Here is a 12,030-nt window from a genome sequence, read left to right as displayed (position 1 = left end):
ATCGGCGCGGGCTGGACGGGCGCGGGCTGGACGGGCGCGGCGGCCACCGGCGCCTCGGCCATCGCCCCACCCGCCACCGGAGCCACCATCGGAGCCCCCACCGGGGCCGCCATCGGCGTGGCGAAGCCGCCCGCCGCCGCCCGCCGCTCCAGCTTGTCCAGCCTCGCCTGCAACGACAGCTCGTCGCTGTACGCGCCCGGCAGCATCACCCGGGCGCAGATCAGCTCCAGCTGGAGCCGGGGCGCCGCGTTGCCGCGCATCTCGGTCAGCCCGGTGTTGACGAGGTCGGCGCCCCGGCTCAGCTCGGCCGCGCCGAAGGCGTCCGCCTGCGCCTGCATCACCGCGACCCGGTCGGCCGGGGCGTCGATCAGCCCCTTCTCCCCGGCGTCCGGCACGGTGGCGAGGATCACCAGGTCGCGCAGCCGCTCCAGCAGGTCGGTGACGAAGCGGCGCGGGTCGTGCCCGCCCTCGACCACCCGGTCGATCACCTGGAACACCGTCGCCCCGTCCTGCGCGGCGAAGGCGTCCACCACCTCGTCCAGCAGCGCGGAGTCGGTGTACCCGAGCAGCGACGTCGCCATCTGGTACGTGACGCCGTCCGCGCCGGCCCCGGCCAGTAGCTGGTCCATGACCGACATCGAGTCACGCACCGACCCGGCGCCCGCCCGCACCACCAGCGGGAACACGGAGTCCTCGACCTGGATGCCCTCCCGCCCGCAGACCTCCGCCAGGTAGTCGCGCAGCGTGCCGGGCGGGACCAGCCGGAACGGGTAGTGGTGCGTCCGGGACCGGATCGTCCCGATCACCTTCTCCGGCTCGGTGGTCGCGAAGATGAACTTGAGGTGCTCCGGCGGCTCCTCGACCACCTTGAGCAGCGCGTTGAAGCCGGCCGAGGTCACCATGTGCGCCTCGTCCAGGATGAAGATCTTGTACCGGCTGTGCACCGGCGCGAAGAACGCCCGCTCACGCAGCTCGCGCGCGTCGTCCACACCACCGTGCGAGGCGGCGTCGATCTCGATCACGTCGATCGACCCGGGCCCGCCGGTCGCGAGGTCCTGGCAGGACTGACACTCCCCGCAGGGCGTCGGCGTCGGCCCCTGTTCACAGTTGAGGCAGCGGGCCAGGATGCGCGCGCTCGTCGTCTTTCCACAGCCGCGCGGCCCGCTGAACAGGTACGCGTGGTTGACCCTGTTGTTGCGCAGGGCCTGCTGGAGCGGAGCGGTCACGTGCTCCTGCCCGATGACCTCCGCGAAGGTCTCGGGGCGGTAGCGGCGGTACAGGGCTAGGGACACACCCCCGACGATATCGGGACGGACCGACAAACGCGTCGCCCCCTCGCTCCCCCACGCCCCCCGGAGCCCGGCCCCGGGAACGCAAAGACCCCCCGTGCACCCGCCAGAGCCCTCCTACCCTTGCTGCCTTCCGGCCCTGGGGGGGTTCAGAGAGATAACGCCACACGAGGGGCTGAGCCCCACAGTACCGGATCCGGGCCCCGACGATCCACAGGCCACCCCCGCCCTCCCGCCTGCGGGATAGGTGGTCGCGACCACCCCGAAACATGTACTAAGCTCTCCCACGGAGGATTCGCCTAGAGGCCTAGGGCGCACGCTTGGAAAGCGTGTTGGGTTCACCCCCTCACGAGTTCGAATCTCGTATCCTCCGCCTTCACGAAGGCCCGGACCGCATCACGCGGCCCGGGCCTTCGTCGTCTCACCGATTGCCTCATCGGCTGCAGTTGTCCAAGGGGAGTCCAGGTGCGGCCCAGCGATCAGATGCGTGACCTCGGCGTCGTCCCGGAGGGCGCCCCCATCCTCACCGAGCCCGCCCGCCCCTTCGACCTGCCCGCCGAGCGCGAGGCCGCCGAGCAGGTCGCGGAGAAGCTGTTCACCGCGATGGAGCGCATCGGCCAGGCCCACCCCTTCGCCAAGGGCATGAGCATCGCGGCACCCCAGGTCGACATCGACCGAGCCGCCGCCCTCGTCCAGCCGGCCGAGCCCGGAGCACTGGCTATCGTCCTGCTCAACCCGACCATCACCGACCGCACCGACGAGACGGACGAGCAGTACGAAGGCTGCCTCTCCTTCTTCGACGTCCGCGGCATGGTCCCCTGACCGCTGCGGATCACCGTCGGGACCACCACACTCGACGGCCTAGCCACCATCACCACCTACGAACGCGGACTCGCCCGCCTGATCCACCGCGAGATCGACCACCTCGAAGGCCTGCTCTACACCGCACGGATGCGGAGCGGCATCGCCCCGATCCCCGTCGAGCGGTACCGACAGACTGGCCGCGCCTGGGCCTACGAGCAGTAGCGCGCGAACCGCTCCGTTGACCATGCGAGGTCAGCCTGCCCGTTTGAGTCGAGTCAGCAAGGCATCAGCCTCACTTTCGGCGATCTCCCACCCACCCCCATCGCGGAAGAGGTCACCGTAGGGCTCCAGCGCCGCAAGCGCCACCTTCGCCTCGTATGTCGCTTCGATGAACCGCTGGACGCCTGTCTTGCGCAACTCAATATTGAACTCGTCCGCGGATCCCTGATCCAGGCCAAGAAGACCTGCAGGCACGTTCGAGGCGTAGTACCTGGTCACTTGCACCGTACGTACAGCAGCAATCGCTTTGTCAAACGCTTCCCGTCTTGCTGCGTGCCGCGCAAAGTGGGCACCAACCCACGGAGACAAGACACCACCAAGGACCGCCCCCACCAAGCCTGCAACCGGGACTAGCCATCCAGCCGTACCAACCATGCTCATAGCGATCTCCCCTAAGCAGTCCCTGTTCCCGGCAACGGTAAGGCGTCATGTGCCCGATTGGATGATGGCCGTCGGGGAGTCACAGGAAATCGCGGCGGGATGCCTACTCCTGGCGATAACAGAGAGTTGGCTGGCCGACGGACAAGCAAGGCCGTCGTCTTGACCACGGGCCGGCACCTTCGTGGTTGCAGTTGCGGTTACATTCGTTCCTGTCCAACACCGTTCAGCGCCCGGTCGGAAGGCCGCTCCGCCGCAGACCAAAAGGCCTACGGCCGTTCCCGGACAGCCGAACGAACATTTGGAAGCGTGTTGGAGGTAACCCCTCACGAGTGCGAATCTCGTATCCTCAACCTTCGCCCGCCAAGGCAAGCAAAGGGCCCGACCGCACTGCGGTCGGGCCCTTCATCGTTCTCTACGCCTATGCGTTCAAGCGCGTGCGGCCCTTGAAGTGCCACCCGGCGTTGCCTCAAGTTGACGGCTCGCCCCGGAGAACGCCCGACCGACGCTGGCCTCGCCCGATCTCACAGCACGTTCTACCGATCAACAGCAGACGGCCCCGCGAGATCGAGACTGCGCTGCGCAGCTTCGATGAGCTGGTCATAGGTGACCACCGTGATCCGGGCCATGTTGCTGTTGTAAGTCCTGATCGTCTCGGCGACCTGCTCCGCAGTGATCTTTCCTGTAACGAACGACGCATGCCCGATTACGACGGTCATCGTGGCGCGGCGGCAGTCGATGTTGAAGTCGGCCAAGATCTGATGCCGATGCTCGTCGAGGCTTCGCAGGTAGTTCAGCGCCTGACCCGTCGCATCATTGATGTCGGCGCCGACAGTGAGGTGGTTGCGATGCTTCTTGATGAGACTACTGATCTTGGCCTTCTTGATCTCTACACCGTGCAGAGACCCATCCGGCCTGATCAGGGACAGGTCGAGCTGATCCTGCGCAGTTAGGTCCCGCCGAGCGGAGCCGGAGAGGAACTCCGCACCAAAAACCCAGGTCATGCGTTCCAGACACTTCTGGAGATCACTCTCCGTGCTATCCGGATTCTCTGCCACGACACGCAACTCAGCGAGATCGGTGCGCCTCCTCGCATGCTGCACAAGAGTCGCGAATGCCTGGGCTTCGTCGATCTCGCCGATCGCCTGGGCGGCTTCAGGATCGTGCTCCAGAAGGCTCAGCAGCCTTCGGACGGTGTCCGCTCCCGTACTGCCGCTCGCCTCGCAGATTGCCTCCGCCGGGACCACCTCGACGGGCGGTTCAGAACCGCTACGCCCAGGGGTCACATCGCACTCGTCGTCCGTGCTAGCCAACCGAAGACTCAGACTGATCCGGGGAGCCTCATCGAAGGAGTCGGACCCGTCGGCGAACGGTCGAATACCGTTCAGCTGGCGAAGCCGCAAAATCGGCGCCTGCCGCACCTGGACGAATTCCATATCTCCAAAGTTGCGGACTTTTGGCTCACCGACCTCAATCCACCGGGCAACCGGGAGGTCCTCGACAACGGCGAACTCCCCAAGGTAGAAACATTCACCACGCCGCACCTCGAAGACGCGCAGCGGCAGTCCGCGTCGGAGATGGCTCAGCGCTCCGAGATTCTCCATGGAAAGGCGATCACCAAGCTGCACTTGTCCAGGCGCGAGCAGCACATCCCCGCTCAGGCGTGGAGTCAACTCGGCAACGGCGGGATCTCGATTCAGGAAGAGGAATACGTTCCGCGTTTTCGCACTTGGACCGGCTACAACCCGCGAGTTCCCACCATAGACATCGTGCAGTTGGGTACGACTGACCACAGACCCTGGGGGAATGTTCCACGCCGAAAGCCAGTCCGCTGGCGGCTGCGGACGCTCAATCCATCGATTGAGCGCCTCCCACTGCGCATCTGTCAAAGAGATTGCCGTCAGGTCGCGGCCCGCTGCCCGAACGATCTGCCCCAACATGGGAACACCCCACGAACCAGCCGAGAGCGGTGAGGCCGGAAATGGCCTGTCGAAGTCCACGCGCACCCTGCACCGAGCCGCACGGACCCCATCGGTCTGCGTGGTCTCTTCACCGTCCGGCTGGCCCCGAATCATCGACCGCAGAGACGCAGGCGGCCCGATGACAGCCGTCTCGACAATCCGCCCGAGCGCGACGGCCCCGCCTCCACGCCCGCGGCGCCACAGCAGAACGAGGTCACCCACATGGGCAGACGCGTCCGCGACCGCGAAGTGCCCGTTCTCCCACTCCTCGATCTTGGGACTCGCACTGGACGCCGATCCCCTCTCCTGCGTCAGCAGCAACCAGCTCTTCACCGATTCCCCTCTCCGCGCGATCGGAGGGCACGTCACCCCCGTCGCCATCATCGCGCGCATGACTGACATACCCTCAGCTCTCCAGCAAAACCGATCCCCGAAGCACCTTTTGGCCGTTCAGACGCCCGGACGGCCACCGGACCAACAGCACACCGGTCTCAGTTTTGGTCTCATTCACCCCGGTCCAGCCAGGTTCAGTCGCCGCCCAGCGGTTCACTCCGCCGCAGGTCAGGACGGGTGTGAACGCTGACGGACGACGTTCGAGAGAATTGGAAAGCGTGTTGGGTTCACCCCCTCACGAGTTCGAATCTCGTATCCTCCGCCTTCGCCCGCCTGGGCAAACGATGGCCCCGACCGGATTCCGGTCGGGGCCTTTCGTTTGCCCAGGCTGCAGTCTTGCTTGCAGTTGCCGTGCCCCCGGCCTCCAGTGAACCCAAGAGCGAGGACCGAGCCGCAGTTCGCCAGCCCCACGCTGGTACCGGCCAGAATCGACTCAAAGGCAGCGGTGGCAGTGACAGCCAGGGCCCTGCTGATCCAGACTTCCGCGAAGGTGCAACACCACGAACGAGACGCGGAGCGCATGGCCGAGCAGACGATCTGCCTCGATCCGGATCGACGTGACCCACAGCCCGGGAAGATCCAGTCCCGGTCCTATCCGCTGGTGTGCCACTGTCGAAGTCGACCGCGACGGGTACGTCAATGCCGCAACGATGCGGGGTGATGCTCCCGTTCTACCCGCCGACTACACGGAGGCCGTCGACAGGGCCCGCGACGCCTCCATCGACACATCTGGCATGAGGGGTCTACGGGCGACTTCACATGGGGTGCCGGCCCGCGCTGGGTCACCATGTACGCTCAGTTTTCCCACGTCGGGGCCGTGATCGAAGCACTGCGCGTTGCTGAGATCGACCACGACTACAGCGGAGTTCACGCCTTCGCCGACTGACTGGCGCCCCGTCGATGACTGGCTCGCCCCTGGCGAGCGGGAGCTGATCCGCGGCATCGACTTTACCTCACCACCCGGAGCGCCTCCGGCCGGGCCCGACAAAGTGCGGAGGGCCACCAGGGGCAGTTGGTGCCACCGGACAAGCACGTTCTCGTCCAGCGGGCTGCCGCACACCAGGACGTGCAGGGGCTTGGTGAGGTGCACGAGGGTGACGTCGATGGTGGTGATGTCCTGATGAGATCCGTCGCCCAGTCAGCCAAGATCATTTCAAGCACTTGACGGTGGCTCAGAGCTTGAAAGTCCCGACCACTACCAGCGGCCGCGCCTTCGACAGCCACTTCGTCCGGCATCTCACCGGGAGGCATTATCGCGTCAACTAATCTCGCCACAGGACCGAATTCGGCACCACGGCCAGTTCAACGCTCACCCAGACGTTTCAACAGCAGTCGCTGATCTCCTTTGCTAGAGTCGAACTCCCTTGCAAGGCCTCCTTCTTGGTCGCTGTTTCACGACCCGACTCCTGGAGTGGCACTCCCGATGACGGATTCTGCTGGCCGTAACACTGCAGGCCAGAGGCCCGCGACTGGTCAAGCCCATCAACTGATCGGACGCGACCAATATCTCAAGTACGTCAAGGCCTTGGTTCGACGGTCAACGACGGACCGCACGCCCAGGAGCGTGCGTCAGCCGGTGATCGTGGTCGAGGGTACTCGGGGGAGCGGCAAGACGATGCTGCTTCGTGCCGCGCGGGATTGGCTGGCGGAAGTAGCGCCGCATGCCCAAGTCGACTTCGCCCGGTTCGACAGCACGATCGGCGCGCCCGAAGTACTGTCAGCCCTCGCGTTCCAGCTCAACCGGCGCTATCCGGTGTACGAGGCGTTGGACTTCCCCCGGCTGCTCGTGGGAATCGAGGTACTGCGACAGAACGTGGACACGACCAACCGGGATCGGGCCCGCACGACAGTACTCGCCATGCTTCAGCAAGCCCGAGACCTGGAGACCTTGCAGACGGCGTTCAAGGATCTGGCCGCTGTAGTACTTCAGACACTTCAGTCCACGACCGGCACGCCAGTGGCCGACGCGACTGGCTGGTTGCCCAACTGGCTACCCAGGACGGTCGTGAGCCAACTGATCAAGGGCCGGCGCGGCCGACGAATGCTGCTCGGCGACCACCAGGACTGGTACGGCCACCAGGGGAGGGGCCTGCGACACGACTCGATCGACGTCCTCATAGACTTGAACCAGTGGCACGCGAACCCCGATCTGGAGGACAACCGGGCCAAGGTCTCCAGGCTGCTGACCGAAGCATTCGTGGCCGACGTGCTGCAGGGATTTCACGACGCCCACCGGGTCAGTGAACTCTCGCTCAACTTACTGGTCACGCTCGAAAACGCGGACACTGCCCTAGGGACCCGCTTCGCCGGAGACCTGGCCGAGACACTCCGGAGCCTGAACGAGCGCCTGCAATCAGACCCGGCCCCGCTCACCGTGATCGCCACCAGCCACGGCACGCTGCTCTCCACAGCGGACGAGGTGATTGAGGCTGATCCCCACGGCAACTGGTCGCCCCCGGCGACCGGGCTGATCGCCCCCTGGCTGCGACTGCGCCTCACCGACTTCAGCGCGCAAGAGGTCGACAGTGCCCTCAGGGCCCGGATACAGCGGCAGGGCAACGACGCCCAACTCCGGATGATGCTGATGCAACTGACCGGCGGGCACCCGGCTTCCGTGCAACTGCTCATCAGAGCCCTGGCCCGTAGCCCCGCCCAGTGGCGCGAACCGGCCCGGTTGCTGGACCAGCCGTCACCCGAGCTGATGGGCGCCGCTCTCGGATCGTCCTCCCTGGCACAAGCGATGATTCGGGTCCTCCTGGGCAAGGCCCCGGAGCCCGGCGAACATCTCATCGACCTGATGATCTGCGCGGCAGCGACCCGCCGACAGCACGCCCGGAAGTTCGCCACGGACGACGAGCCACTGATGGTCGGCGGCCTGGCCCGGTTCAACACGGACATCGGCCCGGTGCTGTGGCCGGCTGTGCCCGGCACCTCGTCCGATCTGCTGCGCCGGCTCCTGCTGCGCGATCTGGCCCTGAGCGAGAACGGGCTGCTTCCGGTGGTGTCGGGTCTGCCCGATGCTTCACCCACGAGCACCAAGTGGTCCGTCGCATTCGGCAGACTTCAACAGGGCGATGAAGCCGACAAGCTCTACTACACCCTGGCCCTGGGCGACTTGGCTACAGTCGCCCAGCAACTGGACATGCAGGTCGGCAGCGGACCGTCGGCACCATGGCTCGATCTCCTGGCCCAAGTGACCGCGGCACCACGCCGCCCGAGTCGACCGACGATCACGCCCAGCACACCGCTGGAAGAGATGCGCGCCCTGACCGAGAACGCCACCGTGCCAGGTCAGACACCCAACCCGCTGGCGGAGCTGGTCGCCGCCTGCTGGATCGCCGCAGACCCCTTCGTGGGCAACCGGCGCAACAGTCTTCACGCCCACATCGCCCAGCAGCTCGAGTCGCTGGTCAGACGCTGGCCGCAGGACAGTGAGCCCCTGATCGAGGCCGCTCAGAGTCACAGAAGCCAAGCCGGGCTTTGGGACTGAAACCCGCTCGGGCATCCGAAACGACCTAGGAGCCTCACAAATGGACGATGATTCGCGCCTCAGAGAGTTGCCTGGGACTCCCGCCGGCAGGCGTCGAAAGCTGCGTCGATACACGCTGGCCGGCCTCGCGACGCTCATCGTGATCGGCGGCGCGACCTGGGCCGGCACGACCCAGCGCAACAGCGATTCCTCCACCTGTGGGGGATCCGGCTCGGGCCTGAGCCTGATCGGTGACGAATGCGTCGGGGTGACCGACGGCTCTGGCCCCTACTACTTCAGCGACGACCTCAAGCAGGTCCAGCAACTGATCGCGAAGGAGAACGCCAAGGTTGTCAGCAGCGGCAAGCCGGTAGTGACGGTGGCCCTGCTGGAGCCGATCACCGTCACCAGCACCAGCGCCTTGACCGCCCCCGAGGTCCGCAACGCAATCGAGGGTGCGTATACGGCCCAGATCCGGGCCAACACCACACGAGTAGCTGGCGACCTGACTCCCCTGATCCGGCTAGTACTGGCAAATGAGGGCAGTCACGAAGACCAGTGGCAACAGGTTGTGGCCCAACTCGAGGGTATGGTCCACGACCCTCAACCGCTGGTTGCCGTGGCCGGCCTAGGCGTGAGCACGACGGAAACCCTCAAGGGGGCGCAGAAGCTGAGCTCACAGCACATCCCGACCGTGGGCGCGATCAACACCGCCGACCAACTGAACACCTCGGCTATTCCCGGCTTCATTCGGGTAACCGCAAGCAATCAGCAGTCTGTGGTAGCCCTACAGAACCACCTCAGCCACCTACCCGGCATGAATTCGGCGATCATGGTGTTCGATTCCAACTCCGACATTACCGCCAGTCCCGACCTGTTCACCGCATCCCTGCGCAGTGACCTGCAAAAAACATTCAAAGATCTGCTAAAGTTCGCTCCACAGAGCTTTGTAGGCCTGTCCGGGAAGAGCGCAGCCAACCCTGACCTGTTCTCTTCCGTCACCACCAACATCTGCGCGGTCAAGCCGAGTGTAGTCCTTTACGCCGGACGAGCCGTCGACCTGGCCGGTTTTCTCGCATCCCTCGAGAACCGGGTGTGCAGCGCTACGCCGATCACTGTGGCTACCATCGGAACGAACCTCAATTCGTTTACCACCCAGGCCGACAAGCTACGCGAACACCAAATCACCCTTATCTATTCGGCCCAGACCTCCTCCGCCGACTGGCCCACCGGTTCTCCAGGCGCCCCGCCGCACTTCGCAGACTTCGCCACGGCATTCAGCTCGCAGCACTTCCCGAAAGCCGACCTCACAGACGGCGGCACCATCGCGGCCCACGACTCGGTCCTGACCGCAGCACGAGCCATCCGCCTCGCTGCTCAGAGCCGCCCCACCCCGATCGCCTCCGACGTGTTCAGCCAAATCCTGAACCTGAACAACGAGTTCGTTGTGCAAGGTGCAGGTGGCGACCTGAGCTTCTCCTACCATCCAGGCGATAGCGGTTCTCAGAGTAGCGACCCCATCGGCAAGCCGCTCCCGATCGTCACCGTCCCACAGCCGCCCACACCGACACAGGCGCAGGACACCTACGTCACCACCCAGTAACACCTCCCTGTGGATAGGTCCCCCTTCCGGCATTGAAAGGGGTCAACCAGTCGTCGTCCATGCTCATGGGGCGAGGCCGATCATGGTGGCGAGTAGGAGCCAGCTGACCAGAGAGCTGTCGTGAGCGGTGGTTACCGGGTCTGGCGAGCGGAGTCAGCCGGTCTCAATCCTGGCCTCATTCATCCCCGTGCGGCCAGGTTCAGCCGCTACCCCGCGGTTCCCTCCGCCACAGTTCAGAACAGGTGCGGACCCCGGTGGACGGGGTTCGGGAGAATTGGGAAGCGTGTTGGGTTCGCCCCCTCACGAGTTCGAATCTCGTATCCTCCGCCTTCACGAAGGCCCGGACCGCATCACGCGGTCCGGGCCTTCGTCGTTTCAAGCCGCAGCCGTACGTCGTCCCACGGCTGCGGCTCCCTCCCGGGAGGGAGCCGCGGACCCGCCGTGGCGGGATCCGTGGCCGTCGTCGGCCCGGTTGACTCGGGGCATCGACGACCGGGGAGGCGACCATGTTGTTCAGGCGTATCGGGCAGGTGCTGGCGCAGGCCACCGTGGCGGTGCTGCTGGCCGGTGTGGCCGCGGGGCCCGCCGCGGCCACGCAGGAGACGGGACCGGCCGACATCCGGGCGGCCATCGAGGCGGTGCCGGGTCTGCGCGTCGTGGAGGAGCAGCAGGCCGCGAGCGGGTTCCGCTTCTTCGTCCTGGCGCTGCACCAGCCCACGGACCACCGGCACCCGGAGAAGGGCGGTTTCGAGCAGCGCCTCACACTTATGCACCGGGGCACGGACCGGCCGACCGTGCTGTACACCAGTGGCTACGCCGTCTCCACCGCCCAGTTCCGCGTGGAGCCCACCGAGTTGCTGGACGCCAACCAGGTGAGCACGGAGCAGCGGTTCTTCGGCACCTCCCGGCCCGAGCCCGCGGACTGGACCGACCTCGACATCCGGCAGGCCGCGGCCGACCACCACCGCGTGGTCGAGGCGTTGCGCGCGGTCTACCGGGCGGCCTGGATCTCCACCGGCGGCAGCAAGGGCGGCATGACCACCGTCTACCACCGTCGCTTCTACCCGCAGGACGTGGCCGGCTCGGTCGCCTACTCCGCGCCGAACAACGTCGACGACCACGAGGACTCCGCCTACCTCGACTTCCTGCGCACCGTCGGCACCCCCGAATGCCGCGGCGCCCTCCAGGCGGCCCAGCGGGCCCTGCTGGAGCGCCGCACCGCCCTGGTCGCCGGGTACCAGGCGTGGGCGGACTCCCGGGGCGACGACTTCCGGCTGGTCGGCAGTGCCGACAAGGCCTTCGAGATCGCCGTGCTGCGGGCACCGTTCATGTTCTGGCAGGGCCGTGGACAGGCCGCCTGCGCGGCCGTGCCGGCTCCGGACGCCTCCGACGACGCGCTGTACGGCTGGCTCGCCGACGTCGCCCAACTCCCGGTCTACGCGGACTCGGTGGTGAACGAGTTCGTCCCCTACTTCTACCAACTGGGCACCCAGCTGGGGTACTTCCCGGTCGAGACGGCCCACCTGGACGGCCTGCTCCGCTACCCCGGCGCCACCGAGCCGCGCACCTTCGTCCCCCGTGACGTCCCGCTGCGCTACCAGCCGCAGGCGATGCGCGACGTGGACCGGTGGGTCCGCACGCACGGTGACCGGCTGATGTTCGTCAACGGCGGCGCCGACCCGTCGGTGGCCGAGCCGTTCCGGCTGGGCCGGGGCTCCCGGGACTCCTACCTGTTCCAGGTGCCGGGGGGCACCCACGCGGCGCGCATCGCCAAGCTGCCCGCCGCCGACGCCGCGGCGGCGTCGGCCACGCTGCGGCGGTGGGCGGCGGTGTAGCGCCCCCGGGCCGGTGCAG

Annotated in this window: 6 protein-coding genes, 1 tRNA gene, 1 other RNA gene and 1 pseudogene; 5 read left to right on the top strand and 4 right to left on the bottom strand. The window is 66.4% G+C overall.

The window, feature by feature from the left end; genetic code table 11:
• Nucleotides 1-1,292: DNA polymerase III subunit gamma and tau (locus BU198_RS20875; protein ID WP_188298374.1), on the bottom strand; the 1,292-nt coding region annotated here is incomplete at its 3' end.
• Between the two features lie 83 nt (nucleotides 1,293-1,375).
• Nucleotides 1,376-1,466: signal recognition particle sRNA small type (ffs, locus tag BU198_RS20870), an RNA gene on the bottom strand.
• Nucleotides 1,467-1,577: 111 nt separating this feature from the next.
• Here ffs and BU198_RS20865 point away from each other — a divergent pair.
• Together BU198_RS20865 and BU198_RS20860 are read left to right on the top strand one after the other, a co-directional pair.
• Nucleotides 1,578-1,662, top strand: a tRNA-Ser gene (locus tag BU198_RS20865).
• A 110-nt stretch (nucleotides 1,663-1,772) separates the two neighbouring features.
• Nucleotides 1,773-2,315, top strand: a pseudogene (locus BU198_RS20860) (peptide deformylase).
• Between the two features lie 30 nt (nucleotides 2,316-2,345).
• On the opposite strand, the gene BU198_RS20855 reads toward BU198_RS20860, so the two are convergent.
• Both BU198_RS20855 and BU198_RS43850 read right to left on the bottom strand, forming a co-directional pair.
• On the bottom strand, nucleotides 2,346-2,591 hold the full coding sequence (locus BU198_RS20855; RefSeq protein ID WP_188298373.1) for a hypothetical protein: 246 nt from the start codon (nucleotides 2,589-2,591) through the stop codon (nucleotides 2,346-2,348).
• 695 nt (nucleotides 2,592-3,286) lie between these two features.
• Nucleotides 3,287-5,044, bottom strand: a complete 1,758-nt coding sequence (locus tag BU198_RS43850; RefSeq protein WP_188298372.1) for a Shedu anti-phage system protein SduA domain-containing protein — start codon at nucleotides 5,042-5,044, stop codon at nucleotides 3,287-3,289.
• A 1,636-nt stretch (nucleotides 5,045-6,680) separates the two neighbouring features.
• Between BU198_RS43850 and BU198_RS20845 the strand changes: the two genes are divergently transcribed.
• The 3 genes from BU198_RS20845 (at nucleotide 6,681) to BU198_RS20835 (ending at nucleotide 12,011) form a co-directional block, all read left to right on the top strand.
• Entirely contained in the window at nucleotides 6,681-8,594 is a 1,914-nt protein-coding gene (locus tag BU198_RS20845) for a hypothetical protein (RefSeq protein ID WP_188298371.1), read from the top strand.
• 40 nt (nucleotides 8,595-8,634) lie between these two features.
• Nucleotides 8,635-10,176 carry a hypothetical protein gene (locus tag BU198_RS20840; protein WP_188298370.1) on the top strand — a complete coding sequence of 514 codons (1,542 nt, stop codon included), beginning with the start codon at nucleotides 8,635-8,637 and terminating at the stop codon, nucleotides 10,174-10,176.
• Nucleotides 10,177-10,682: 506 nt separating this feature from the next.
• Entirely contained in the window at nucleotides 10,683-12,011 is a 1,329-nt protein-coding gene (locus BU198_RS20835; RefSeq protein ID WP_188298369.1) for a S28 family serine protease, read from the top strand.
• The last annotated feature ends 19 nt before the right edge of the window (nucleotides 12,012-12,030 follow it).

Source organism: Streptomyces sp. CBMA156 (genome assembly GCF_014596515.1).
GTDB lineage: Bacteria > Actinomycetota > Actinomycetes > Streptomycetales > Streptomycetaceae > Kitasatospora.
The sequence above is the reverse complement of the archived record's forward strand: the minus strand, read 5'-3'. Positions and strand labels throughout refer to the sequence as shown.

Bases quoted from the DNA above. Each gene is read 5' to 3' on its own strand.
- BU198_RS20840 (WP_188298370.1), top strand. From the start codon at position 8,635: ATGGACGATGATTCGCGCCTCAGAGAGTTGCCTGGGACTCCCGCCGGC.
- BU198_RS20835 (WP_188298369.1), top strand. From the start codon at position 10,683: ATGTTGTTCAGGCGTATCGGGCAGGTGCTGGCGCAGGCCACCGTGGCG.